The organism is Burkholderia cenocepacia, from assembly GCF_014211915.1.
Lineage (GTDB): Bacteria > Pseudomonadota > Gammaproteobacteria > Burkholderiales > Burkholderiaceae > Burkholderia > Burkholderia orbicola.
This window is the reverse complement of the sequence record NZ_CP060040.1, coordinates 1,623,767-1,647,798: the sequence shown is the minus strand read 5'-3', so window position 1 is coordinate 1,647,798 and position 24,032 is coordinate 1,623,767. Positions and strand designations below refer to the sequence as shown.

Here is a 24,032-nt window from a genome sequence, read left to right as displayed (position 1 = left end):
CTGCGGACCGCCTCCGTCATGCCGGACGTCTCGCTGCCAAGGCGGCGCGTCGTTCCATTCGAACACCGCTTTCCCCACGATCGCCGATGACGAACCCGACACCCAACATCCTGATCCTGATGGCCGACCAGCTCACGCCGTTCGCGCTGCCGGCCTACGGCAACCGCGTCGCCCGTACGCCGACGCTCGACCGGCTCGCCGCCGAGGGCGTGGTGTTCGACGCCGCGTACTGCGCGAGCCCGCTGTGCGCGCCGTCGCGCTTCTCGCTGCTGACCGGCAAGCTGCCGTCGGGGATCGGCGCCTACGATAACGCCGCCGAATTGCCGGCGCAAACGCTGACGTTCGCACACTACCTGCGCGCGGGCGGCTACCGGACGATGCTGTCCGGCAAGATGCATTTCTGCGGGCCCGACCAGTTGCACGGCTTCGAGGAGCGCCTCACGACCGACATCTATCCGGCCGATTTCGGCTGGGTGCCGGACTGGGACCAGCCGACCGAGCGGCCGAGCTGGTATCACAACATGAGCTCGGTGCTCGATGCCGGCCCGTGCGTGCGCACGAACCAGCTCGACTTCGACGACGAAGTGACGTTCGCCGCGAAACAGAAGCTGTACGACGTCGCGCGCGAGCGTGCGGCCGGGCACGATGCGCGGCCGTTCTGCATGGTCGTGTCGCTGACCCATCCGCACGACCCGTATGCGATCACGCGCGAATACTGGGATCTGTACCGCGACGAAGACATCGACATGCCGGCCGTGCGGCTCGATGCGGCCGAAAGCGATCCGCATTCGCAGCGGCTGCGCTTCGTCTGCGAGAACGACCGCACGCCGCCGACCGACGCGCAGATCCGCGCCGCCCGCCGCGCGTATTACGGCGCGACGTCCTACGTCGACACGCAGTTCGGCAGCGTGCTGGCCGCGCTCGAGCAATGCGGGTTCGCCGACGACACGATCGTGATCGTCACGTCCGACCACGGCGACATGCTGGGCGAACGCGGGCTCTGGTACAAGATGACGTTCTTCGAAGGCGGCTGCCGCGTGCCGCTGATCGTGCATGCGCCGGGCCGCTTCGGCGCCGCGCGGGTGCGCGGGCCCGTGTCGCACGTCGACCTGCTGCCGACGCTCGTCGAGCTGGCCGGCGCCACGCCCGCCGGCGGCTGGCCGGACCCGGTCGATGGCGCGAGCCTCGTGCCGCACCTGCACGGCACGCCCGCGCACGATGTCGCGCTCGGCGAATACCTCGCGGAAGGCGCGCTTGCGCCGGTCGTGATGATCCGGCGCGGCGACTGGAAATACGTGCATTGCCCGGCCGATCCCGACCAGCTCTACAACCTGTCGGACGACCCGCGCGAGTTGACGAACCTGGCCGGGCAGCCGGAAGCCGCCGACGTGCTCGCCGCGTTCCGCGCGGAGGCCGCGCAGCGCTGGAACCTGCCCGAACTGGACCGGCAGGTGCGCGCGAGCCAGCGGCGCCGACGCTTCCATTACGCGGCGACGACCCAGGGCCGCATCCACGCGTGGGACTGGCAGCCGTTCACCGACGCGAGCCAGCGCTACATGCGCAATCACATCGAACTCGACACGCTCGAGGCGATGGCGCGTTTTCCGCGCGTCGGGCGCTGAGCGTCCGACGGTGCGAACATTCATGAACGACGGAGGAAGCGGACGATGAAACGGCAATGCAATGCAGCAATCCGAAGGATCGGCGCGGCGCTTGCCGCCGCCGCGTGCGTGGCGGCGCAGCCGGCGCATGCCGCCGATCCGCAGACGTGCGACGCCGTGAAGATGGCGGCGCCCGGCTGGACCGACATCGACGCGACGAACGCGATGGCGGGCGTCGTGCTGAAGGCGCTCGGCTACCGGCAGGACGTGGCGAACCTGTCGGTGCCGATCACGTACCAGGGGTTGAAGAAAGGGCAGGTCGACGTGTTCCTCGGCAACTGGATGCCCGCGCAGGCGCCGCTCGTGAAGCCGTTCGTCGACGAGAAATCGATCGACGTGCTGCATGCGAACCTGAGTGGTGCGAAATTCACGCTCGCGGTGCCCGACTACGTGGCCGCGGCCGGCGTGCACACGTTCGCCGATCTCGCGCGCTACGCGGACCGCTTCGGTGGCAAGATCTACGGGATCGAGCCCGGCGCGCCCGCGAACCAGAACATCAAGCGGATGCTGTCCGACCACGTACTGGGGGCCGCGAACTGGTCGCTCGTCGAATCGAGCGAGACGGGCATGCTCACGCAGGTCGAGCGCGCGGTGCGCGACAAGCGCTGGATCGTGTTTCTCGCGTGGGAGCCGCATCTGATGAACACGAAGTTTCATCTGACGTATCTGTCGGGCGGGGATGCGTACTTCGGCCCGAACTACGGCGGCGCGACGGTCAACACGGTCGCGCGTGCCGGGTTCGCCGGCCAGTGCACGAATCTCGCGCGGCTGTTCCGGCAGATGACGTTCTCCGTCGACGTCGAGAACCGGATGATCGCCGACATGCTCGACAACAAGATCTCGCCCGCGCTCGCGGCGCAACATGCGCTGAAGGCCGAGCCGGCGCTGGTCGCCGGCTGGCTCGACGGCGTGACGACGGCGGCCGGCGCACCGGGCCTGCCGGCCGTGCGCTCGGCCCTCGACGGCCGCTGATTCCCTCCCTCCGGGCGGCCGATGTTTACCGTGCCGCCCGTCTACGTGTTTTCCCGATCCGTCGCATGGCGACCATTTAGTGTCGCCTTCAGACGGGTGACCTGAAATATGGGTTTGTATTTTTCGCCAATGGCTGCGTTATTGCGGAAAACGAAATACCGAAGCCAGCGGGGCGGTCTGAATTCGAATCCACCGGCGCATCGCGGCACGCGTCGGGACCAGATTCTATCCATCGAACGGTTCAGGGAGGGTGGTCGATAATGAAGCATACGAAAGTTGCCGTAGCCGCCGCGCTTGCATGCGCGGCCTGTATTCCCGCCGTCGGACATGCGCAAAGCAGCGTGACGCTGTACGGGATTCTCGACGCGGGTATCACGTACGTGAACAACACGGGCGGTTCGCACGTGGTCAAGTTCGACGACGGCGTCGCCTACGGGAACCGCTTCGGCCTCAAGGGCACCGAAGACCTGGGCGGCGGCCTGAAGGCCGTGTTCACGCTCGAGAGCGGCTTCCGTCTCGGCAACGGGCAACTCGGCTTCGGCGGCGCGGAATTCGGCCGGCAGGCGTATGTCGGGCTGCAGAACGACTGGGGCACGCTGTCGTTCGGCAACCAGCTCGACATCACGAACGAACTCGTATCGATCTACAACATCTCGGCGTGGGGCAGCGGCTATGCGATCCACCAGGGCGACTTCGACCGCTTCAACGGCGACCGCCTGCCGAACTCGGTGAAGTTCCTGTCGAACGACCTGAACGGCTTCAAGTTCGGCGCGATGTACTCGTTCGGTAACGTCGCGGGCAATTTCCATCGCGACAGCGCATGGAGCGCGGGCGCGAGCTTCACGAAGGGCGACTTCTCGATCGGCGCCGCGTACACGCGCCTGAACAACCCGCACGGCATCTACGCGTTCGACCCGTACGCGATGATCGGCACGCACACGTTCCTCGGCCAGCAGACGGTCACCGTCGATCCGGCGACCGGCGCGCGCACCGACCTGTTCGCGAACACGCCGATGGACGTCGACAGCCAGGGCACGTTCGGCATCGGCACGAGCTACACGATCGGCAAGCTGACGCTCGACGCCAACTACTCGTACACGACGATCAAGGGCTTCGGCCAGTCGTCGCACATGCAGGTGTACGAAGGCGGCGGCCTGTACCAGTTCACGCCGGCGCTGAGCTTCATCGCGGGCTACCAGCACACGCGCTTCGAAGGCCATCACTGGAACCAGGGCACGGCGGGCCTGCATTACCTGCTGTCGAAGCGTACCGACATCTACATCTCCGGCGATTACCTGCGCGCGTCGCAGGGCGTCGATGCGGTGGTCGGCTACAGCTTCACGCCGTCGACGACGCAGACGCAGGCCGACGTGCGGATCGGGATGCGGCATTCGTTCTGAGCGGAGTGGCGGGATGGTGTGACGTCTTCAGCGAGGTCTCTCTTTGGCGCGAACCGCGGTTCGCGCTTTTTTTTGTGCGATGCGCCGGCTCGATGGCGCTCGGGGCCGGCGGTCGGCCGGTTTTCGGCGGTTGGCATATCATCGCGATTTGGCCGCGTCCGCACCGTTGCCGCACGCACCCGCGTGCGTCGTCGTTTTCCCGAACGGCTGCGGTGCGCACCGCCGACCGCCGAGAACCCGATGACCACCCCGTGCCCGATTCCAGTCCGTTATCCCCGTTACCCGCCAACCTGTTTCGCCACGCGCCGTTCCAGCGTTTCTGGGGCGCGCGCGTGATGTCGTCGCTGGCCTTTCAGATCCTGTCGGTCGCGATCGGCTGGTACGTGTATGCGCTCACGCACAGCGCGTTCGCACTCGGTCTCGTCGGCCTCGCGCAGTTCGTGCCGATGTTCGCGCTGACGCTCGTCGTCGGGCAGGTGGCCGACCGCTACGACCGCCGGCGCATCGCGACGATCTGCCAGAGCGTCGAGGCACTGGCCGCCGGCGTGTTCCTGCTCGGCGCGGTGCAAGGGTGGCTGGCCGCGCCGGCCGTGTATGCGCTCGCGGCGATCGTCGGCACGGCGCGTGCGTTCGAGTCGCCGTCGGTGTCGTCGCTGTTGCCGGCCGTCGTGCCGCGCACCGACCTGCCGCGCGCGACCGCGCTGTCGACGTCGGCGAACCAGGCCGCGCAAATCCTCGGGCCCGCGTTCGGCGGCTTGCTCTATGGTGTCGGCGCACCCGTCGCGTTCGGCACGAGCGTCGCGGCATTCGCGGTCGCGGCGATGCTGAGCGGCACGATTCCGCTGCGCAGCGCGCCGCCCGCCCGCGAGCCGGTCACGCTGCGCTCGGTGTTCTCGGGCATCGCGTTCATCCGGCGCGAGCCGGCGATTCTCGGCGCGCTGTCGCTCGACCTGTTCGCGGTGCTGTTCGGCGGCGCGACCGCGCTGCTGCCGATCTATGCGCGCGACATCCTTCAGGTCGGCCCGTGGGGGCTCGGGGCGCTGCGCGCGGCGCCGGCGGTCGGCGCACTCGCGGGCACGCTGTGGCTCACGCGTTTTCCGTTGAAGGGGCGGCCGGGCCGCGCGATGTTCGGCGGCGTGATCGCGTTCGGCATCGCGACGATCGTGTTCGGGTTGTCGCGGCACTTCGCGTTGTCGCTCGTGGCATTGGCCGCGCTCGGCGCATCGGACGTGATCAGCGTCGTGGTGCGCCTGTCGCTCGTGCAACTGCGCACACCCGACGACATGCTCGGCCGCGTGAGCGCGGTCAACTCGCTGTTCATCGGCACGTCGAACCAGCTCGGCGAATTCGAATCGGGCGTGACGGCTGCGTGGTGGGGCGCGCCGGCCGCGATCGTCGTCGGCGGCGCGGCGACGGTCGCCGTCGCGCTGGCGTGGATGCGGCTCTTTCCGCAGCTCACGAACATGAAGTCGCTCGAACGCGACGCGTGACGCGCATCACACGTCACGCGTCCTGCGTCACGCGCACGGCGGTGCCGTAGCAGATGACTTCGGTCACGCCCGAGCCGATCTCGGTCGAGTCGTAGCGCATCGCGACGATCGCATTCGCACCGAGCTTGCGCGCATCGGCGAGCATCTTGTCGAACGCCTGCTCGCGCGCCTTCTCGCACAGCGACGTATAGAGCGTGATGTTGCCGCCGAAGATCGTCTGCAGCGACGCGCCGAACGAGCCGACGATCGAGCGCGAGCGCACGACGATGCCCTGTGCGACGCCGAGCGAGTGAACGGTCGTATGGCCGGGCAGGTCGAACGCGGTCGTGACGCGGGCGGGCGACAGGTCGTCGATGGAGCGAGTGGGTTCGGTCATGATGGGCAGGCGTGTAGCGAGTGGTCGAACGACGATTCTAGCCGGCCGGAGACAACGTATTCGAACGGGCGCACCCGTGCGGGTGAACGCCCGTTTCGTCGCCGAACGCGACAATCGCTCGATGAAGAGCGCTCAGTGCTTGACCGTCGCGCCGGCAATGCCGCCGAGATCGACCGCATAGGCCAGCGCCAGCTTGCCGAACTTCAGTGCATGGTTGGCCTGTCGATCCGAGTTCTCCAGCGTGTCGTTCACCGTGTGGATGTACGGGCTGTCGTTCTGGTCGGCCTCGAACGGGAACGATGCCGGATACCCCTGCGCATTCCACGACGCGTGGTCCGAGCACGCATACCCGCACTGCGACGTGCCGATCGCAAGCTCCGGCAGGTAGGTCGCAGCCAGATTCTTCACGTAGGTGTTCTGCGCCGCGCTCGTGTAGTCGGTGATCAGGTAGATATCCTTCGGATCGCCCTTGTAGTTCGTCATGTCGAGCTGCAGCACGCCGACCACGTTCGCATTCTGCGCGCGGAACTGCTTCGCGATCGCCTTCGAACCCAGCAGGCCGGCTTCCTCGGCCGCATACCCGACGAACTTGATGGTCCGTTTCGGCCGGTAGTCGTTCGCGAGCAGCACGCGCAGCGCCTCGGTGAGGCTGGCGATGCCCGACGCATCGTCGTCGGCGCCGGGCGAGCGCGTGTTCTCCGTCGTGCGGCCGACGGTCGAATCGAGGTGCCCACCGAGCACGACGGTGCCCGCGGCCGGATCGCTGCCGCGGATCGTCAGGACCACGGATTTCTGCGGAAAACCCGTATGTGCGAACTGTTCGACGGCGATGTCGGCACGCGAACCCGCCAGCTGCTTCCATTGCAGCGCGAGCCAGTCGGATGCGGCGACGCCGTGCGACGTCGTGTAGTAGCGGTTCGTGAAACCGGACAGCGACGTGATCGTACCGACGATGTTGCTGGCCTGCAGTTGCTGGACCCACGTGCCGATCTGCGGCACGTTCGACACCGTGTACGCGGGAGCGGCGGCCTGTTTCGCGAGCGTCGCCGGCAACGGTTGCAGTGCCTGCCGCGCGTCGTCGAACGAATCGTGAACGACGTAGCCGGGCCCGTGGCCGCGCGTGTGGTGGACCGCGTGGGCCAGCTCGCCGAGCCGCGCATCGTCGATCTCGACGACGTGAACGGTTTCGCGGCGCGCGGCGCCGTCGGCCGCCTTGCCGGCATCGACGCTCGTGCTGTATTGCGCGGTTGCGGACGCATCGATGCGTTGAAGCTGGCGGAACGCGGTGTCGCCGAGCGTGATCCAGACGGGTGTCGCGTGCGCGGCGGCGGTCAGCAGCATGCCGCCCAGCGCGGCGCTCAGAAGGGTCGGTTTCAGAGTAGGCATGTTCGATCTCGTGGGGATGGCGATGTCGATGAAGGGAGCGCGCCGCAGGTCGTGCGACGCGCTCCCGCCTGCTGCGGCATTACGACTTCTGCGGAACGATCACGCCGTACGTGCAGCTCTTGTTGTACGCGTTGCCGATCGCGGTGAGCTGCGCGCTGCTGTAGCCGAGCGCGGAGGCGGCCGTCAGCACGGCCTGTGCGGCCGCCTTCTGGTTGGTCGAGCTGTTGGTCATCGACAGCCCCTTCAGGAACGCCTTGTCCATCGCCTGCGCGCCGATCGCATCGCGCGCGACGAGGTTGCACGACGCCCAGTACTGGCCGGCCGTGTGGATCTCCGCGCCGCGGGCCTGCGCATAGGTGCGCCCGACGTTCCAGTTGGTCACGCGGCCGCCCCAGAACTCGTTGTGACCGTCCCAGTTGTAGACCCAGTGATACTGCGAGTCGGACGGGCTCCACTGGTTGAAGTCGCGGCTGTACGCGGCGGCGAGATAGTCGCCGGTGCCTTCCGACAGGCCTTCCTGTTGCGACAGGCCGCCGTTGGTGACCCAGTCGTGGATGCCGTGGCCGAGCTCGTGGATCACGACGTCCGCGTCTTCCGCGTCGTCGACGCCGCCTTGCCCGAAGGTCAGCCGGCCGCTGCTCGACGAATACGACGAGTTGTCGTCGCCCGATTCGCCGTGCGGGTCGTACTGCACGCCGCCCGTGTACTGGTACGGCAGCGCCTTGATGCCGAGGGTCTGGTTCACGTACCGCAGGAACGTGTCGATGTGGTAGTACACGTTCACGGCCTCGAAATACAGGTTGCCGCGCGTGAATTCGAACGCGGGCGTGGACTGCGACGGGCACGCCTTGTCGAGCGGCGCATCGAAATCGACGCATGCCGCGTACGGGCCCGTCAGCGTGTAGCGCGTGCCAGATTGCGCGAGCTCCTTCAGCGTCACGCGCACGCGTGCGGCCGTGAGTTGCGTCGAATCGGCGTCGCTGCTGTCCTTGTAGCCGGTGCTGCCGTAGCTGCTCTTCGTCGGCGACAGCGGATCGGGGCGGAACACGAAGCCGGTGCCGTCGGTCGCGTAGAACGCCTTGTCCTCGGCGCGCAGCACTTCGCCGCTGCCCGAATCGATCAGCAGTTCCCAATCGCCCTTCGGGCCGTCCTGCGGGCGGCCGCGCACCTTCCACGCGGTATGCGTGCCGGCCTTGTCGACGAACGCGACGAGTTGCGCATCGAGATGCGTGAAGCCGCTCACGCCGAGATACGCGCGGGCGCGGTCGAGCGCCTGCTGCTGGTCGACGGCCTGCGACTTGCGCGTCGTCGCGACCACGCCGCCGATCGTGTTGCTCGCGACGTACAGGATGCGGCCGTCCTTCGCGACGGTCACCGCGATGTCGCTGCCGTACACGGGTAGCCCGGCAGCCTGCTGCTGCAGGCGCACGACGGTGAAGTCGGCATCGTTGCGTTCCGACGTGACGACGAGGCTCGCGAGCGCCGCCGCGTCGAGGCCGAGCTGCGCCGCTTGCGACGCGACGAAGTCGCGCGCGGTGGCGGCGGGCGTCGCGGCGGCTTTCTTGACGCGCCAGGCCGGGTTGTACAGCGTGACGGCGACGCCGTCCGCGCGGAATTGCCCGACGGCCGTATCGGCTTTCGCGGCCGGCGGCGCGACGCCGCGCGTCAGGCTTTCGCGCAGGCTGGCGGCCTGCGGATTCGACACTTTCGTATCGGCCAGGGTGCCGCCGACGATGCCGAAACCGAGCGCGAGACTCAGGGCGAGCGGCAATGCTTTGCGTGATGTCTGCATACGTGATCCTCATCTCAACGGTTGGACACGCCCGCGCGCTCGTGGCGAGCAGGCACGACACGGCCCGCGCGCCGGTTCGATGGAACCGGTGCGGCGAAGCGGTGTGGGGAGTATCGACTGACTAAGGATGACTAAATGTCAGGTCGAAAAGAAGCGGGCAGGCAAAGAGGGAGACGCGCGTGAAGGGATGCGAACGGCAGGCAGGTGCGGTGACGGCGAAGCGAGCATCGTCATGTCATACCCCTCGGATCGATATTGGATATCGGTGGGCAGCCTGCGTGGCGCGACGTGCGCCGAGATGCAGCAGGCGTGTCGTTAGGCTGCCTATCTAACTTTGTTTGATATGTTACAGAATATTTTCATCGACATTCCAAATTATTTTCGACGACCGCTTCGGTTGGTCGATCAATTGCCGGCATTGTTCAGCGAGCGGCGGGAAACGCTGCCGGAACGTGCAATACCGCGTCGGATTGTGATCAAAAGCCGTGACGATCAGCGTGTCGCACGCCGGTCGCTGCGCGGGCTCATCCCGAATCGTGCGCGATAGGTACGGGAGAAATGCGACGGCGATTCGAAGCCGCACGCGACGCACACCGACGTGATGCTCATGTCGGTCTGCTGCAGCAGCTCGCGTGCGCGATCGAGGCGCAGGTTCAGGTAGAAGCGCGTCGGCGTGTCGTTCAGCGTCGCGCTGAACAGTCGTTCGAGCTGGCGCCGCGTGATCGACACTTCCTGCGCGAGCGCGTCCGAGCCGAGCGGGTTCTCCATGTGCCGCTGCATCGTGCCGATCACCTGGATCAGCTTGCGGTTGTGCACGCCGTAGCGCGCGGCGATCTCGAGCCGCTGGCTGTCCGAGCGCTGCCGGATGCGGCTGACGACGAACTGCTCGGAGATCGCCGCCGCGAGATCGGCGCCGTGCCGGCGGCCGATCAGGTCGAGCATCATGTCGATCGACGCGGTGCCGCCCGCGCACGTGATGCGCCGGTCGTCGATCTCGAACAGCTCCTGCGTCGCGTTCAGGCCGGGATAGCGCTCGCGGAACGCGGCCAGCGCTTCCCAGTGCAGCGTGAGCGGCTGCGACGCGTCGAACAGCCCGGCTTCCGCGAGCACGAAGCTGCCCGTGTCGATGCCGCCGAGCGTCGCACCATGCCGGTGCTGGCGGCGCAGCCAGTCGCCGAGCGTGCGCGTGTAGCACACGAGCGGATCGAAGCCCGCGACGACGAACACCGTATCGACCTGCGGGACGTCCGCGCACGCGGCTTCGGCGGCGACCGGAATGCCGTTGCTCGCGGCGACGGGCGCGCCGTCCGCGCTGATCACGTGCCAGCGATACAGCTCGGTGCGAAAGCGGTTCGCGACGCGCAGCGGCTCGACCGCGGACATGAAGCCGAGCGCGGAGAAGCCGGGCAGCAGCAGGAAGTGGAAATCCTCGGGCATCGGGGCGTGGGGTGGAAGCAGGTGGTCGTCGCGCGACGCGCGACGCGGCGAGCGGGCCGGCGCGGGCCGCGCCCGGCTCGCGGGCGCCGAACGGTCAAGCCGGAATTATCGCGGGTTTTTTGCCGGCGTTCAGCGCGTTTTTGCGCGATGCACCGTCCGGCGGGCCGTCGCCGACGGCAATTCGCCGAACTGGGCCTTGTACACGCTCGCGAAATGTCCGAGATGCAGGAAGCCCCAGCGTGCGGCCGCCTCGCTGATCGGCAGGTCGGATTGCCGCGTGTCGAGCAGCAGGCGTCGGACCTGCGCGAGGCGCAGCGAGCGTGTGTAGTTGAGCGGACTCGTCTGCACGACCGACTGAAAGCTGTTCTGCATCGTGCGCCGGCTCACGCGCAGTTGCGTGCACAGGCTCAGGATGTCGACGGGCGCTTCCGGGTGCTCGATCACGTAGTCGTGCACGCGGCGCACGATGTCGGCGTGGCAGGCGTGCGTGAGCCGGTTCGACGGCTCGGGCATCCGGTACGTGAGGAGATCGACGAGCACGTTGCCGACGTCGGCGCGGATCGCGCACTGCGCGCGTGCCGCGTCGAACGTATCGGGCGCCGACAGCACGCGTTCGAGCAGCGTCGCGAGCTGCACGCTCGCGCGTTCGCGCGCGGCGACCGGCACCTCGACGACGCCGCGTCGCAGCGCGCGTGCGTCCAGCCGGACGTCGGCGGCATCTTCGATCTGCTGCATCAATCCGGGTTCGACGACCACGCCGATCAGCGACATGTCGTCGGGTGAATGGAGTTCGAACGGTATGCCGCCCCGCGCCATCACGATCGTGCCGCGCTCGAGGCGCGCACCGCCGAACGCGAAGGTGCCGGAGCCGGTGAGCGGCATCCCGAACACCGTATGGCCGTGCGGCAAACATCCGCGCTGGATGATGCGCACGTTCGCCGTTTCCTGGAACAGCTGCACGCCGTCGAGCACCGCGTGCTTGACCGCGCTGCGATACGCGCCGGACCCGATCTGGTCGTAACGCTGATCCCAGCCGCGCAGCGCCTCGGCATGCCGGTCTGCGTCGTCGAACCTCTGATGTAACACGAGCACGGCGCCTCCGGCGGTCGTTCGGACCGCGCAAGATTAAACCGGCCGAGCGGTCGGCGCAATAAGGAGGAGCGCTATTCCGGACACGTGCTGCAGAGGGTCGGAAGGGGCGCGGGGCAGACGGCTTTCACGCGCATTTCCAATATCCCGAATCGGCACGTACGCGTTGCCGGTCCGGGTGCTGGACGGTTTTATTGTCGAACTACAGTCGCCCCACATAACGTGAATTCCCACTGGAGGCGGCATGAGGACAAGGCGACGAACCGCGGCGCTCGCGGCGACGCTGGCGTTGGCAGCGGCATGGGCCGGCGGCGCGAACGCGGCGGAAAAACCCGAGGAACTGGTCGTGCAGAAGATGCCGCCATGGCATCCGCACGAGGTCTATATCGTCGACATCTCGATGCCGTCGATGACCGACGGGCGCATCTACGTGTACGACGCCGATGCGAAGAAGCTGCTCGGCCAGATCGACGGCGGCTTCGGCCCCGGCTTCGCGATCTCGCCCGACCGCAAGACCAGCTTCGTCGCGACGACCTATTTCTCGCGCGGCTCGCACGGCACGCGCACCGACGTCGTCGAGATGATCGACAACACGACGCTCGATCACGCGGGCGAGATCGTGATTCCGGCGAAGCACGCGCAGCACGTGCCGTCGCCGTACAACACCGCATTCAGCGCCGACGGCAAGCGGCTGTACGTCGCGAACATCACGCCGTCCGCATCGGTGACGGTGATCGACGCCGTCTCGAAGAAGGTGCTGTCGGAGATCGACACGGCCGCGTGCGTGCTTGCGTATCCGTCGGGTAACGACCGCTTCACCGCGCTGTGCGAAAGCGGCAAGGCGCTGACCGTCACGCTCGACGCGAACGGCAAGGAGACGAAGCGCACGATGTCGGAGGCATTCATCGACGTCGACAAGGACCCGGCGTTCGTGAACGCGTCGCGGTACAAGGGCGAATACCTGTTCACCACCTACGGCGGCAACGTGCGCAGCGCCGATTTCAGCGGCGACAAGCCGGCGTTCGGCAAGCCGTGGCCGCTGCTGACGGACGCCGAGCGCGCCGAAGGCTGGCGCCCGGGCGGCATGCAGCAGACGGCTGTGCAGGCGAAGCAGAACCGTTACTACGTGCTGATGCACAAGGGCACCGACGGCTCGCACAAGGACCCGGGCACGCAGGTGTGGGTAGTCGACCTGAAGTCGAAGCAGCGCGTCGCGCGCTGGGATCTCGCGCAACTGAAGGTCGATCCGCTCGTGTCGATCCAGGTCAGCGAGGACGACAAGCCGCTGTTCTACGGGCTGACGGCGACCTCCGACCTCGTCGTGATGGAAGCGCGTAGCGGCAAGCTGCTGCACGTCGAGAAGCAGGTCGGCAATACGTCGACGTTGCTCGTCAACCCGTGAGGCCGCGATGACCGTCGATCCCGTACTCGCCACCAGCGCGCAGGCCGGTGCGGCCGCCATCGTGCTGCTCGGCGCCTTCGCGAAGATGCGCCGGCCCGCCGCGTTCCGCCAGGCGCTCGCCGGCTACCGGCTGCTGCCCGATGCGCTGACCGCGCCCGTCGCGTTCGCAATTCCGCTCGCGGAAGCCGTCGCCGCCGTGGCGCTGCTGTTTCCCGATACGCGCACGGCCGGCGCGACCGGCCTGATCGCGTTGCTTCTGGCGTTCGCGGCCGGGCTCGCGATCAACCTGCTGCGCGGCCACACCGACATCGATTGCGGCTGTTCCGGCTTCACCGCCGCCCGCGCCGACGCCCCGCGCGGCATCGGCTGGCTGCATGTCGGCCGCGTGCTGCTGCTCGTCGCGCTGGCCGCGACCGCGTTCGTCGAGCCGGGCACGCGCGCCGTCGTGTGGTTCGACTACCTGACGCTGTTCTTCTCCGTGCTGCTGATCGTCTGGGCGCTGCTCACCGTCGACGTGCTGCTCGCGAACGTCCCGCGCCTTTCCCACCTGAGGAATTCATGATGCAAACCGCTCTCACCGTTTCCACCGCCCTGCTGTGGGTGGCCGTCCTCGCGCTCGGCGCGATCTGCCTCGCGCTGGTGCGCCAGATCGGCATCCTGTACGAACGCATCATGCCGGCCGGCGCGCTGATGATCGACAAGGGGCCGGCGGTCGGCGCGATCGCGCCGACGTTCGAACTGACCGACATGCGCGGCGCGCAGGTGAAGGTTGGCGGTATCGACGCGGCGGGCAAGGCCACGCTGTTGTTCTTCCTGTCGCCGACGTGCCCCGTCTGCAAGAAGCTGCTGCCGCTGCTGCCGTCGCTGCAGGCCAGCGAGGCGACGCCGGTGAACATCGTGCTCGCGAGCGACGGCGATGCCGACGAACACACGCGCTTCGCGCGGAAGCACGACCTCGGGCGCTTCCCGTACGTGTTGTCGCAGGAGCTCGGCCTCGCTTATCAAATCGGCAAGCTGCCGTATGCGGTGCTGCTCGACGAAACGGGCACCGTGCGCGCGAAGGGGCTCGTCAACACGCGCGAGCATCTCGAGAGCCTGTTCGAGGCGAAGGAGCGCGGCGTCGCGTCGCTGCAGCAGTTCGTGCACGGCGATCATAGCCACGATGCCCACGACGGGCACGCGCAGCACGCGTGACCGGCCGAACCTTTTTCAACGTCATTGGAGAACGACGACATGGGCGTGTTTGATTCATGGTTCGAGCGGTCGGCGCGCGGCGTCGCGCAGCACAGTTCGCGGCGCAGCGCGATGGCAAGGCTCGGCAAGGTGCTGGTGGGGTCGGCACTCCTGCCGCTGCTGCCGGTCGACCGCACCGCGTATGCGGCCGATGCACCATCAGGGGCGTCAGGCGCATCCGGTGCCGGCGCGAGCGACGATCCGACGAGCTGCGACTACTGGAAATACTGCGCGATCGACGGCTGGCTCTGCAGCTGCTGCGGCGGCACGTCGAGCAGTTGCCCGCCGGGCACGACGCCTTCGCCGATCACGTGGATCGGCACCTGCCGCAATCCGCACGACGGTTCGGACTACATCGTGTCGTACAACGACTGCTGCGGCAAGACGTCGTGCGGCAAGTGCTTCTGCAACCGCAACGAGCGCGAGAAGCCGCTGTACAAGCTGTCATTGAACAACGACATCAACTGGTGCATGGCGAACGGTAATTCGAATTACCACTGTTCGGTTTCGGTTCTGCTGGGAGCGGCGAAGCAATGAAAGTGAAGCAAGCAGGAAAGGGCGTCGTTGTGTGCATGGCGGCCGTCGCGGCGTTCGCGTTGCCGCACGCGGCGCACGCACAGGAAATCGTGCATTACCCGGCCGGGAAAAGCCTGTTCGACGCGCAGTGCGCGGTGTGTCACCAGGCGGGCGGGAAAGGGCAGGACGGCCTCGCGCCGCCGCTGATCGAGTATCCGGGCAAGTACGCGGCGGCGGAAGCCGGGCGGGCGCAGTTGATCGCGACGCTGCTGCACGGGATGTTCGGCGAGATCGAGGTGCACGACAAGCGCTACAACTTCAAGATGCCGTCGTTCGCGAGCGCGAGCGACGACGACATCGCGCACGTGCTGAACTACGTCGTGTTCGACCTCAACGCGCGGCACGGCGACGCGAAGCCGTTCACCGCGGCCGATATCCGTGCGGCGCGAGCGAAGCAGATGGACGGCACGGCCGTGCATGCGCAGCGCGCGGTGGTGATCAAGGGGCTCGGCCTGTGAACGGCGTGCGCGCGTCCGTGCACGGCACGCGGTGCGCGTCGTCGTCGTGGCTCGGCGGTTTGTCGCATCGGCTTTCGTGCTGGCTGCTGCTGGCGGGCGCGGCGGCTGGTGCGTTCGCCATGCCCGCGCAGGCCGACGACGCGGCCGATGCCGCGCTCGCACGGCAGCACTGGGTGCTCAACTGCATGGGTTGCCACACGGCGACGGGCGGCGGCATTCCCGGCAAGGTGCCGCCGCTCGCGAATTCGCTCGGCTATTTCACGCATCTGCCGGCCGGGCGCGAGTACGTGATGCGCGTGCCCGGCGCGTCGAACTCGGCGCTGTCGGATCGGGAACTGGCCGACGTGCTGAACTGGGTGCTCACGACGATGAACCGCGATGCGCTGCCGCGCGACTTCAAGCCCTATACGGCCGCCGAAGTCGCCGCGCACCGCCGTCCCGCGCTGTCCGACGTCGCGACCGTGCGCGCCGGTCTCGTCCGTGCGTTGCAGGCGCGCGGGATCGACGGCGTCGCGGATCGCTACTGACCGACTCACTCAACGAATCAGGGAAACAGGAACATGGAGACGAACGAAACCTTTGCGTTGCTCGACGCGACGCGCGCGTTTCTCGCGAAGCCGAAGCAGATGCTGATCGGCGCCGAGTGGAGCGATGCCGCGTCGGGCCGCCAGCTCGATGTCGTGAACCCGGCCGACGGCACCGTGCTCGCCCGCGTGCCGGAAGCGGACGAACGCGACGTGCAGCAGGCGGTCGTGGCCGCGCGCCGTGCCTTCGATGCAGGCCCGTGGCGCACTGCGAAGACCACCGACCGCGAGCGCCTGATGCTCGTGCTCGCCGACCTGATCGAGGCCAATGCGCGCGAGCTGGCCGAGATCGAATCGCTCGACAACGGCAAGCCGGTGATGGTCGCGCAGGGGCTCGACGTCGCGATGGCCGCGCAGTGCTTCCGCTACATGGCCGGCTGGGCGACGAAGATCGAAGGCAGCGTGATCGACGCCGGCATGCCGTACCTGCCGGACAGCGAAATCTTCGCCTATACGCGCAAGGAGCCCGTCGGCGTGGTCGGCGCGATCATTCCGTGGAATTTCCCGTTGCTGATGGCCGCGTGGAAAATCGCGCCGGCGCTCGCGACCGGCTGCACCATCGTGCTGAAACCCGCCGAAGACACGCCGCTGAGCGCATTGCGGCTCGGTGAGCTGATCCAGGCGGCCGGCTTTCCGGACGGCGTCGTCAATATCGTCACCGGCTACGGTCGCACGGCCGGCGCGGCGCTGTCGCGCGATCCGCGCATCGACAAGATCGCGTTCACCGGGTCGACGCAGACGGGCAAGACGATCGGCTACGCGGCGCTCGACAACATGACGCGGATGTCGCTGGAGCTCGGCGGCAAGTCGCCGGTGATCGTGCTGCCCGACGTCGATCTCGACAAGGCCGCGCTGGGCGTGGCGAATGCGATCTTCTTCAACCAGGGGCAGGTGTGCACGGCCGGTTCGCGCGCATACATCCATTCGCAGGTGTTCGACGGCGTGATCGAGCGCGTCGCGAAGATCGCCGCGAGCCTGAAGATCGGCCCGGGGATGGACCCGGCGACACAGATCGGCCCGCTCGTGTCGGCGAAGCAGCGCGAGCGCGTGTGCGGGTACATCGACTCGGGGTTCGGCGAGGGCGCGCGTGCCGCCGCGGGCGGCCGCGCGATCGACGGCCCCGGCTTCTTCGTCGAACCGACGGTGCTGGTCGATACGACGCAGGCGATGCGCGTGGTGCGCGAGGAGATCTTCGGGCCGGTGCTCGTCGCGATGCCGTTCGACGACGTCGATACGGCCGTGCAGCTCGCGAACGACACGCCGTACGGCCTCGGCGCGAGCATCTGGTCGAACGATCTCGCGGCGATCCACAAGCTGATCCCGCGTATTGCCGCGGGCACCGTGTGGGTCAACTGCCACTCGCTGCTCGACAACGCGTTGCCGTTCGGCGGGATGAAGCAGTCGGGCTTCGGCCGCGAACTCGGTCGCGCGGTGATCGACCAGTACACGGAGAGCAAGTCGGTGATGATGAACACCGGGTGAGCGTCGTGGCGCGTGCATGCGTTGCCGATATGCCGGTCACGTACGCACGCGCCGCCGTCAAGCGCGGATCAGCACGACCCCGAGAATGAGGCACGCCGCGCCGGCCACGCGGATCGGGCTTGCGGAATGCTGAGCGATGCCCAGCACGCCGAAGTGGTCGAACACGAGCGCGCCGGTCATCTGCCCGACGACGATCAGCGCGAGCGTCGTCGCCGCGCCCAATCGCGGCACCATCAGGATCGCAACGCCGACGAATACCGCGCCGAACAATCCCCCCGTCCAGCTGAACCACGAGCCCGCGCCGGAGAACGTGCCGCTCAGGCGCGGGTGAGGCGACAGCAACGCGACTGCCAGCATCGCGGCCAGGCCGACGAGGTAGCTGACCGAGCCGGCCCACCACGGCGAGCCGATTTGCGCGCGCAGGTTCGCGTTGAGCACCTGCTGCAACGCAACGCTGATGCCGGCCGCCACGACCAGCAGATAAGACAGGAGGGTAGCCACGAGGATGAACGCTCCGAAAGGATGGCCGCAACGGTGATGGCGGCATGGAGGGCTTTCATTCTGCGGAGCGCGCCGGTATAACGCAAATATCGAATCTGACGCTCATCCATCTCGTTTCGGCATGCCATCACTCCGGCAAATCCAGTATTTCCTGACCGTCGCGGATCTCGGCGGCTTCACGCCGGCCGCGGGTGCGCTCCATGTCGCGCAGTCGGCGCTCAGCCGGCAGATCGGCCAGCTCGAGGACGAACTCGGGTTCGTGCTGTTCGACCGCGAGCCGAGAGGCGTGCGGCTCACGCCGGCCGGCGCGCTCTACCGCGAACGCGTGGCGTCGATCCCGGCCACGCTGACGGCGGCCGCCGACGAAGGTGCGCAGTTGTCGCGCGGGAGGCCGGCGTGCTGCGGCTGCTGCATTCCAGTACCGTGCCCGTCAGCAGCCTGATGCCGGATCTCGACCGTTTCATGCGCGATTGTTCGGGCGCGCGCATCGATCTCGATCGTGCGTCGTCGGAGGATCAGGTGACGGAGATCGCGAACGGCCACGCCGATATCGGGATCGTCCGCCTGCCGGTGCTGCGGCGCGATGCACGCGTGCGTTTCGTCGAACTGGCGGCCGAGCGCCTGTGCGCGGCGCTGCCGGTCGATCATCCGCTCGCGGGCCGCAAGCGCATCGCGATAGCGCGGTTGCGGCGCGAGCCGTTCGTGTCGGCCGTGTATCGGGAGCGCGGCGGCCTCGCGCGCGTCGTGCTCGATCTGTGCCTGAAGCGCGGCTTCGTGCCGGCGGCCGCGCGGATCGTGTCGCCGAAGACGTCGATGCTGAATCTCGTCGCGGCCGGCCGGGGCGTGGCGATCGTGCCGGCGCGGATGGCGAGCATCGGCATCGATGGCGTCGTGTTCGTGCCGATTTCGGACGAGGATGCGCAGTCGGTGTGCGCGCTGGTGTTGCCGGTCGAGCCGACGGTGCTCGCGCAGGCGTTCGTGCGGGTGGTGACGGCGGGCTAAACGCGCCGCATCGCCACCGTACCGGCCCGCGAGTTCGGCTGGCCTGCGCCCGACGTCGATACTCAGACGCGGTACCCCGCATCGTGCATCAACCGGCGCGACGCGTCGCCGCGCGGGCCTTCCGCGTCGAATCGCGCGCGAAGTTTCGCATCCGCGCCGCGCATCACGCCGCGCTGCATCGGCACGATGAGGGCGACAAGGGCGACGACGAAGAAAGCGGCAAGCATCATGGTGTTCCTTGGCGGAAAGACCGGAGACCGACATCGCGACGGCCGGCCGTGTCCGTGCGCGTCCGTTACAGCGACGCGCAACGGCCGGACACGAGGCGGCACGGCTACAGGCGGGCCGCGCGCGATCGCCCGGCGACTGCCAGCATAGGGCCGGTCAACCGGATCCGGCGACCTGTCGGAAATCCGTCAGCAAAGCCATGGCGGAATCGAAAGGTGTGCGCCGCATCCGGGCAATCCCGCCGCTCCCAAGAAAAACCCTAGACCCCCGTCCATCAAGCCTCAGACGAAATCTAGTGGTTTCCACTCATAGTCGCAAACAGGCAAGAACAGGTCGCCGCCGGTCTTCTCGCGGCGAATATGGCTCGTTACTTTTACTCCCACGATGCAGGCCGGCGCACACTTCGCGCACCGGCTGCCGCGAGACCAACCGGGAGGAACCGAACCATGAAGTCGACGAAGATCGCCGCGCTCGCCGCGGCCGTGCTGGCGACCGGCGCGTTCACGCACGCCGCGCTGGCCGAGACGGAGGCCACGACCTGCCGGACCGTGCGTTTCGCGGATATCGGCTGGACCGACATCACGTCGACCACGGCGCTCGCGTCGACCGTGTTCGAGGCGCTCGGCTACAAGCCGACCACGACGATCGCGTCGGTGCCGATTTCGTTCGCCGGCCTCAAGAGCAAGCAGCTCGACGTGTCGCTCGGCTACTGGTGGCCCGTGCAGCAAAAGCAACTGCAACCGTTCCTCGACAGCAAGTCGATCAACGTCGTCGAGCCGCCGAACCTGTCCGGCGCGAAGGCGACGCTCGCGGTGCCGAGCTACGCATACCAGGCCGGCCTGAAGACCTTCGACGACATCGCGAAACACCGCGCGGAACTCGACGGCAAGATCTACGGGATCGAGCCGGGCAGCAGCGCGAACGCGACGATCCAGAAGATGATCGACACGAACCAGTACGGGCTCGGCGGCTTCAAGCTCGTCGAATCGAGCGAAGCGGGGATGCTGGTGACGGTCGAGCGCGCGGTCCGCGACAAGAAGTGGGTCGTGTTCCTCGGCTGGGAGCCCCATCCGATGAACATCCAGCTCAGCATGAACTACCTGTCCGGCGGCGACGCGGCGTTCGGCCCGAACTACGGCGAAGCGCGCGTGTACACGCTGACCGCGCCGGACTTCATCGCGCGCTGCCCGAATGCGGGCAAGCTCGTGACGAACCTGCGCTTCTCGACGCAGCTCGAGAACCAGCTGATGCAGTCGGTGATGAACAAGACCAAGCCGGCCGAGGCCGCGAAGGCGTACCTGAAGAAGAACCCGCAGGTGCTCGATCCGTGGCTCGCGGGCGTCAAGACGTTCGACGGCAAGGACGGCCTGCCTGCCGTGAAGGCGTATCTCGGCCTGTAAGGGCCGGCGCCCACGCGCTATCTGCAATGCGACACAACCCGAATCAAGCGAGGCATCCCGCATGAACCACGAAGTCATCATCACCTGCGCCGTCACCGGCGCGGGCGATACGGTCGGCAAGCATCCGGCGATTCCGGTCACGCCGAAGGAGATCGCGGCCGCCGCGATCGAAGCCGCGAAGGCCGGCGCGACGGTCGCCCACTGCCACGTGCGCGATCCGCAGACGGGGCGCGGCAGCCGCGACCCGAACCTGTATCGCGAAGTGGTCGACCGCATCCGCTCGGCCGACGTCGACGTGATCATCAACCTGACGGCCGGCATGGGCGGCGATCTCGAGATCGGCCCCGGCGAGGACCCGATGCGCTTCGGCAAGGGCACCGATCTGGTCGGCGGCCTCACGCGCCTCGCGCACGTCGAGGAACTGCTGCCCGAGATCTGCACGCTCGACTGCGGCACGCTGAATTTCGGCGACGGCGACTACATCTACGTGTCGACGCCCGCGCAGTTGCGCGCCGGCGCGAAGCGCATCCAGGAACTCGGCGTGAAGCCGGAGCTGGAGATCTTCGATACGGGCCATCTGTGGTTCGCGAAGCAGTTGCTCAAGGAAGGGCTGCTCGACGATCCGCCGCTGTTCCAGCTGTGCCTCGGCATTCCGTGGGGCGCGCCGGCCGACACGGGCACGATGAAGGCGATGGTCGACAACCTGCCGCCCGGCGCGCACTGGGCGGGCTTCGGGATCGGCCGCATGCAGATGCCGATGGTCGCGCAGGCGATGCTGCTCGGCGGCCACGTGCGCGTGGGCCTCGAAGACAACATCTGGCTCGACCGCGGCGTGCATGCGACCAACGGCACGCTCGTCCAGCGCGCCCGCGAGATCGTCGAGCGCCTCGGCGGCCGCGTGCTGACGCCGGCCGAAGGCCGCCGCAAGCTCGGCCTGCCGGCGCGCGGCGAACGTGCGCTCGAACGTCGCGCGATCGCCGAATTCGCGTGAGCTTTTTCACCCACTGACTGACATGGCACGGCGGCGTGCGTCCACGCGCGGCCGTCGACCGATTTCCCCTGATTCGAAGGATGCGTTGACATGGCTGTGAAGACCGACATCAAGACGTTTGCCGCCATCGGCACCGGCGTGATCGGCAGCGGATGGATTTCCCGCGCGCTCGCGCACGGTCTCGACGTGGTCGTGTGGGACCCGGCGCCGGGCGCCGAAGCGCGACTGCGCGCGAACGTCGCGAACGCGTGGCCCGCGCTCGAACGCGTCGGCCTCGCGCCAGGCGCCGATCCCGCGCGGCTGCGCTTCGTATCGACGATCGAGGCATGCGTCGCCGATGCGGATTTCATCCAGGAGAGCGCGCCCGAGCGCGAGGCGCTGAAGCTCGAACTGCACGAGCAGATCAGCCGCGCGGCGAAGCCCGACGCGATCATCGCGTCGTCGACGTCGGGGCTGCTGCCGACCGACTTCTACGCGCGGGCCACGCATCCGGAGCGCTGCGTGGTCGGTCACCCGTTCAATCCCGTCTATCTGCTGCCGCTCGTCGAGGTGCTCGGCGGCGCGCGCACGTCGCCGGAAGCGGTCGAGGGCGCGATGGAGGTCTATCGCAAGCTCGGCATGCGGCCGCTGCACGTGCGCAAGGAAGTGCCGGGCTTCATCGCGGACCGCCTGCTCGAGGCGTTGTGGCGCGAGGCGCTGCATCTCGTCAACGAAGGCGTCGCGACGACCGGCGAGATCGACGATGCGATCCGCTTCGGCGCGGGTATCCGCTGGTCGTTCATGGGTACGTTCCTGACCTACACGCTGGCTGGCGGCGACGCGGGCATGCGACACTTCATGCAGCAATTCGGCCCCGCGCTCGAATTGCCGTGGACGAAGCTGGTCGCGCCGACGCTCACCGACGCGCTGATCGACAGCGTCGTCGAAGGCACGACCGAGCAGCAGGGCACGCGCAGCATCAAGGCGCTCGAACGCTATCGCGACGAGTGCATCACCGAGGTGCTGAAATCGATCGCCGCGGTGAAGGCGCGGCACGGGATGCGATTCGAGGACTAAAGGACAGGCGATGACGGGCGATACCCCGCTGACGATTTACCGCGACGTCGTGCGGCCCGAATGGGTCGACTACAACGGCCACCTGCGCGATGCGTTCTACCTGCTGATCTTCAGCTTCGCGACCGATGCGCTGCTGGATCGCATCGGCCTCGACGACGCCGCGCGCCGCGAGCGGGGGCGCTCGGTCTACACGCTCGAAGCGCACGTGAACTATCTGCACGAGATCAAGGAAGGCACGCCGGTGCGTGTCGATGCGCGCGTGCTCGCGCACGACGCGAAGCGGCTGCACCTGTATCTCGAGCTGTTCGCCGACGGGCATGACGACGCGGTATCGGCGAGCGAGCAGATGCTGCTGCACGTCGATACGCGCGACGGCGCGAAATCGGCGCCGTTCGACGACGACGTGGCCGCGCGCGTGGCCGAACTGCATGCGTTGCAGCGCGAGTGTGCGGCGCCTGCGTATGCGGGCCGCGTGATCGGGCTGCCGCCGCGCCGCTAGCGGCGCGCTTCATTTCACGATCTTCGATTTTCGACCTTCGACCGCGGAGCGCACACGATGCTCGAACCGGAAATCGCGGCGTTCGTCGCGGCCGTCGACGCGTGGTATCCGGCCGATGCGGCGGCGCGTTCGCCCGACGAGCAGCGCCGTCTCTACGACCGCTTCGCGGCCGAATGGACGCCAGCCGCGCTGCCGGCCGGCATCGTGCAGCACGACGCCGTGTGGCGCGCACCGGGCGGCCGCACGATCGCACTGCGGCGCTATACGTGCGCACACGGTACACCGCGCGGCACGGTGCTGTTTTTTCATGGCGGCGGCTTCGTCGTCGGCTCGCTCGACAGCCATGCGCTGATCACCGCGCAACTGGCAGCCGATACGGGCCTCGACGTGATCGCCGTCGACTATCGGCTCGCGCCCGAGCACCGTGCGCCGGCCGCGCTCGACGATTGCCTGGAAGTCACGCGTGCCGCACGCGACGCGCATTGGCCGCTCGGGTCGTGCGTGCCTCCGCTGACGCTCGCGGGCGACAGCGCGGGCGGGACGCTCGCGGCGGCGGTGGCGACCGCGCTGCGCGATGCGGGCGAACGCAACGTGGACGGCGTCGCGCTCGTCTATCCGATGCTCGGTTTCGAACCGCAGTCGCCCGCGCGCGACGCGGAAGCGCACGCGCCGATGCTGACGCTCGATGACGTGCATCGCTATCGAGAACTGTACTGGGGCGGTGACTTGGCCGATGTGCTGCGCGACGGCAACCCGCTGTTGCGTGCATCGGTCCCGCTCGAAGCTATACGCTTCGACGGCTTGCCGCCGGTGCTCGCGACCGGCGCGGAGCATGATCCGCTGCGCGACGATGCGCGCGTGTATGTCGAACGGATTCGCGCGGCCGGCGGTATCGCGCACTACTGGATGGGAGAGGGGCTGGTGCATGGCTGCTGGCGCGCGCTCGGGACGAGCCCGCAGGCCGCGCGGATGCACCGGCTGGTCGGCGGGTTCTTGCTCGCACCACACGCGTAGCGG

At 67.9% G+C, this 24,032-nt stretch carries 25 protein-coding genes; 18 read left to right on the top strand and 7 right to left on the bottom strand.

The genetic code is table 11. From position 1 onward, the window contains the following. Positions 1-86: 86 nt before the first annotated feature. The 4 genes from betC to SY91_RS23830 all read left to right on the top strand — a co-directional run bounded on the left by betC (position 87) and on the right by SY91_RS23830 (position 5,523). The gene (gene betC / locus SY91_RS23845) at positions 87-1,622 is read left to right on the top strand and encodes a choline-sulfatase (RefSeq protein WP_023475636.1); all 1,536 of its coding nucleotides are present in this window, start codon (positions 87-89) and stop codon (positions 1,620-1,622) included. A gap of 45 nt (positions 1,623-1,667) precedes the next feature. Next, positions 1,668-2,633, top strand: a complete 966-nt coding sequence (gene choX / locus SY91_RS23840) for a choline ABC transporter substrate-binding protein (protein WP_023475637.1) — start codon at positions 1,668-1,670, stop codon at positions 2,631-2,633. Positions 2,634-2,893: 260 nt separating this feature from the next. Beyond that, the gene (locus SY91_RS23835; RefSeq protein WP_006480669.1) at positions 2,894-4,033 is read left to right on the top strand and encodes a porin; all 1,140 of its coding nucleotides are present in this window, start codon (positions 2,894-2,896) and stop codon (positions 4,031-4,033) included. Positions 4,034-4,284: 251 nt separating this feature from the next. Then, positions 4,285-5,523 carry an MFS transporter gene (locus SY91_RS23830; protein ID WP_221902380.1) on the top strand — a complete coding sequence of 413 codons (1,239 nt, stop codon included), beginning with the start codon at positions 4,285-4,287 and terminating at the stop codon, positions 5,521-5,523. A 13-nt stretch (positions 5,524-5,536) separates the two neighbouring features. On the opposite strand, the gene SY91_RS23825 is transcribed toward SY91_RS23830, so the two are convergent. The 5 genes from SY91_RS23825 to SY91_RS23805 all read right to left on the bottom strand — a co-directional run bounded on the left by SY91_RS23825 (position 5,537) and on the right by SY91_RS23805 (position 11,606). Continuing rightward, positions 5,537-5,899, bottom strand: coding sequence for a YbjQ family protein (locus SY91_RS23825; RefSeq protein ID WP_006480671.1), 363 nt, complete (start codon positions 5,897-5,899; stop codon positions 5,537-5,539). Between the two features lie 132 nt (positions 5,900-6,031). Next, entirely contained in the window at positions 6,032-7,285 is a 1,254-nt protein-coding gene (locus SY91_RS23820) for a M20/M25/M40 family metallo-hydrolase (protein ID WP_023475639.1), read from the bottom strand. 79 nt (positions 7,286-7,364) lie between these two features. Continuing rightward, positions 7,365-9,077, bottom strand: a complete 1,713-nt coding sequence (locus tag SY91_RS23815; RefSeq protein WP_023475640.1) for a M36 family metallopeptidase — start codon at positions 9,075-9,077, stop codon at positions 7,365-7,367. Between the two features lie 492 nt (positions 9,078-9,569). Beyond that, complete coding sequence (locus tag SY91_RS23810; RefSeq protein ID WP_006480675.1) at positions 9,570-10,514, bottom strand: GlxA family transcriptional regulator; 945 nt, start codon at positions 10,512-10,514, stop codon at positions 9,570-9,572. 129 nt (positions 10,515-10,643) lie between these two features. Continuing rightward, positions 10,644-11,606: a helix-turn-helix domain-containing protein gene (locus SY91_RS23805; protein ID WP_023475641.1), complete on the bottom strand. Its 963-nt coding sequence runs from the start codon at positions 11,604-11,606 to the stop codon at positions 10,644-10,646. 241 nt (positions 11,607-11,847) lie between these two features. Here SY91_RS23805 and SY91_RS23800 point away from each other — a divergent pair, with 241 nt between their 5' ends. The 7 genes from SY91_RS23800 to SY91_RS23770 are packed head-to-tail and all read left to right on the top strand — an operon-like array spanning position 11,848 to position 17,338. Then, entirely contained in the window at positions 11,848-13,005 is a 1,158-nt protein-coding gene (locus SY91_RS23800) for an amine dehydrogenase large subunit (RefSeq protein ID WP_023475642.1), read from the top strand. 7 nt (positions 13,006-13,012) lie between these two features. Continuing rightward, positions 13,013-13,567: a MauE/DoxX family redox-associated membrane protein gene (locus SY91_RS23795; RefSeq protein ID WP_023475643.1), complete on the top strand. Its 555-nt coding sequence runs from the start codon at positions 13,013-13,015 to the stop codon at positions 13,565-13,567. After that, a complete protein-coding gene (mauD, locus tag SY91_RS23790) occupies positions 13,564-14,199 on the top strand; it encodes a methylamine dehydrogenase accessory protein MauD (RefSeq protein WP_043887195.1) in 636 nt (211 codons plus the stop codon). The genes SY91_RS23795 and mauD overlap by 4 nt, the downstream gene beginning before the upstream one ends. A 39-nt stretch (positions 14,200-14,238) precedes the next feature. After that, entirely contained in the window at positions 14,239-14,775 is a 537-nt protein-coding gene (locus SY91_RS23785) for a methylamine dehydrogenase light chain (protein ID WP_006480680.1), read from the top strand. Beyond that, complete coding sequence (locus SY91_RS23780; protein ID WP_043887196.1) at positions 14,772-15,272, top strand: c-type cytochrome; 501 nt, start codon at positions 14,772-14,774, stop codon at positions 15,270-15,272. Before SY91_RS23785 ends, SY91_RS23780 begins: the two co-directional genes overlap by 4 nt. Then, positions 15,269-15,799, top strand: a complete 531-nt coding sequence (locus SY91_RS23775) for a c-type cytochrome (protein WP_023475646.1) — start codon at positions 15,269-15,271, stop codon at positions 15,797-15,799. The genes SY91_RS23780 and SY91_RS23775 overlap by 4 nt, the downstream gene beginning before the upstream one ends. A gap of 33 nt (positions 15,800-15,832) precedes the next feature. Then, the gene (locus tag SY91_RS23770) at positions 15,833-17,338 is read left to right on the top strand and encodes an aldehyde dehydrogenase family protein (RefSeq protein WP_023475647.1); all 1,506 of its coding nucleotides are present in this window, start codon (positions 15,833-15,835) and stop codon (positions 17,336-17,338) included. Positions 17,339-17,395: 57 nt separating this feature from the next. On the opposite strand, the gene SY91_RS23765 is transcribed toward SY91_RS23770, so the two are convergent. Next, positions 17,396-17,839 carry a DMT family transporter gene (locus SY91_RS23765; RefSeq protein ID WP_006480683.1) on the bottom strand — a complete coding sequence of 148 codons (444 nt, stop codon included), beginning with the start codon at positions 17,837-17,839 and terminating at the stop codon, positions 17,396-17,398. 121 nt (positions 17,840-17,960) lie between these two features. Here SY91_RS23765 and SY91_RS35605 point away from each other — a divergent pair, with 121 nt between their 5' ends. Next, a complete protein-coding gene (locus SY91_RS35605) occupies positions 17,961-18,281 on the top strand; it encodes a LysR family transcriptional regulator (RefSeq protein WP_409557532.1) in 321 nt (106 codons plus the stop codon). After that, positions 18,236-18,841: a LysR family substrate-binding domain-containing protein gene (locus tag SY91_RS23760; protein ID WP_409557531.1), complete on the top strand. Its 606-nt coding sequence runs from the start codon at positions 18,236-18,238 to the stop codon at positions 18,839-18,841. The genes SY91_RS35605 and SY91_RS23760 overlap by 46 nt, the downstream gene beginning before the upstream one ends. Positions 18,842-18,903: 62 nt before the next feature. Here the strand turns inward: SY91_RS23760 and SY91_RS23755 are convergent, their stop codons facing one another. Further along, positions 18,904-19,071, bottom strand: coding sequence for a hypothetical protein (locus SY91_RS23755; protein ID WP_162595446.1), 168 nt, complete (start codon positions 19,069-19,071; stop codon positions 18,904-18,906). Positions 19,072-19,515: 444 nt separating this feature from the next. Here SY91_RS23755 and SY91_RS23750 point away from each other — a divergent pair, with 444 nt between their 5' ends. From SY91_RS23750 to SY91_RS23730, 5 genes are all read left to right on the top strand, one after another. Further along, complete coding sequence (locus SY91_RS23750; protein WP_006480685.1) at positions 19,516-20,469, top strand: choline ABC transporter substrate-binding protein; 954 nt, start codon at positions 19,516-19,518, stop codon at positions 20,467-20,469. A 61-nt stretch (positions 20,470-20,530) separates the two neighbouring features. Beyond that, positions 20,531-21,460, top strand: coding sequence for a 3-keto-5-aminohexanoate cleavage protein (locus tag SY91_RS23745; protein WP_023475649.1), 930 nt, complete (start codon positions 20,531-20,533; stop codon positions 21,458-21,460). 90 nt (positions 21,461-21,550) lie between these two features. Beyond that, entirely contained in the window at positions 21,551-22,516 is a 966-nt protein-coding gene (locus SY91_RS23740) for an L-carnitine dehydrogenase (RefSeq protein ID WP_006480687.1), read from the top strand. Positions 22,517-22,526: 10 nt separating this feature from the next. Then, a complete protein-coding gene (locus SY91_RS23735) occupies positions 22,527-23,015 on the top strand; it encodes a thioesterase family protein (protein WP_006480688.1) in 489 nt (162 codons plus the stop codon). Positions 23,016-23,072: 57 nt separating this feature from the next. Then, entirely contained in the window at positions 23,073-24,029 is a 957-nt protein-coding gene (locus SY91_RS23730) for an alpha/beta hydrolase (RefSeq protein WP_023475650.1), read from the top strand. Positions 24,030-24,032 lie beyond the last annotated feature (3 nt).

Bases quoted from the DNA above. Each gene is read 5' to 3' on its own strand.
- SY91_RS23755 (WP_162595446.1), bottom strand. From the start codon at position 19,071: ATGATGCTTGCCGCTTTCTTCGTCGTCGCCCTTGTCGCCCTCATCGTG.
- SY91_RS23835 (WP_006480669.1), top strand. From the start codon at position 2,894: ATGAAGCATACGAAAGTTGCCGTAGCCGCCGCGCTTGCATGCGCGGCC.
- SY91_RS23750 (WP_006480685.1), top strand. From the start codon at position 19,516: ATGAAGTCGACGAAGATCGCCGCGCTCGCCGCGGCCGTGCTGGCGACC.
- SY91_RS23825 (WP_006480671.1), bottom strand. From the start codon at position 5,899: ATGACCGAACCCACTCGCTCCATCGACGACCTGTCGCCCGCCCGCGTC.
- SY91_RS23810 (WP_006480675.1), bottom strand. From the start codon at position 10,514: ATGCCCGAGGATTTCCACTTCCTGCTGCTGCCCGGCTTCTCCGCGCTC.
- SY91_RS23770 (WP_023475647.1), top strand. From the start codon at position 15,833: ATGGAGACGAACGAAACCTTTGCGTTGCTCGACGCGACGCGCGCGTTT.
- betC (WP_023475636.1), top strand. From the start codon at position 87: ATGACGAACCCGACACCCAACATCCTGATCCTGATGGCCGACCAGCTC.
- SY91_RS23820 (WP_023475639.1), bottom strand. From the start codon at position 7,285: ATGCCTACTCTGAAACCGACCCTTCTGAGCGCCGCGCTGGGCGGCATG.
- SY91_RS23735 (WP_006480688.1), top strand. From the start codon at position 22,527: ATGACGGGCGATACCCCGCTGACGATTTACCGCGACGTCGTGCGGCCC.
- SY91_RS23740 (WP_006480687.1), top strand. From the start codon at position 21,551: ATGGCTGTGAAGACCGACATCAAGACGTTTGCCGCCATCGGCACCGGC.
- SY91_RS23795 (WP_023475643.1), top strand. From the start codon at position 13,013: ATGACCGTCGATCCCGTACTCGCCACCAGCGCGCAGGCCGGTGCGGCC.
- SY91_RS23800 (WP_023475642.1), top strand. From the start codon at position 11,848: ATGAGGACAAGGCGACGAACCGCGGCGCTCGCGGCGACGCTGGCGTTG.
- mauD (WP_043887195.1), top strand. From the start codon at position 13,564: ATGATGCAAACCGCTCTCACCGTTTCCACCGCCCTGCTGTGGGTGGCC.
- SY91_RS23815 (WP_023475640.1), bottom strand. From the start codon at position 9,077: ATGCAGACATCACGCAAAGCATTGCCGCTCGCCCTGAGTCTCGCGCTC.
- choX (WP_023475637.1), top strand. From the start codon at position 1,668: ATGAAACGGCAATGCAATGCAGCAATCCGAAGGATCGGCGCGGCGCTT.
- SY91_RS23780 (WP_043887196.1), top strand. From the start codon at position 14,772: ATGAAAGTGAAGCAAGCAGGAAAGGGCGTCGTTGTGTGCATGGCGGCC.
- SY91_RS35605 (WP_409557532.1), top strand. From the start codon at position 17,961: ATGCCATCACTCCGGCAAATCCAGTATTTCCTGACCGTCGCGGATCTC.
- SY91_RS23730 (WP_023475650.1), top strand. From the start codon at position 23,073: ATGCTCGAACCGGAAATCGCGGCGTTCGTCGCGGCCGTCGACGCGTGG.
- SY91_RS23745 (WP_023475649.1), top strand. From the start codon at position 20,531: ATGAACCACGAAGTCATCATCACCTGCGCCGTCACCGGCGCGGGCGAT.
- SY91_RS23785 (WP_006480680.1), top strand. From the start codon at position 14,239: ATGGGCGTGTTTGATTCATGGTTCGAGCGGTCGGCGCGCGGCGTCGCG.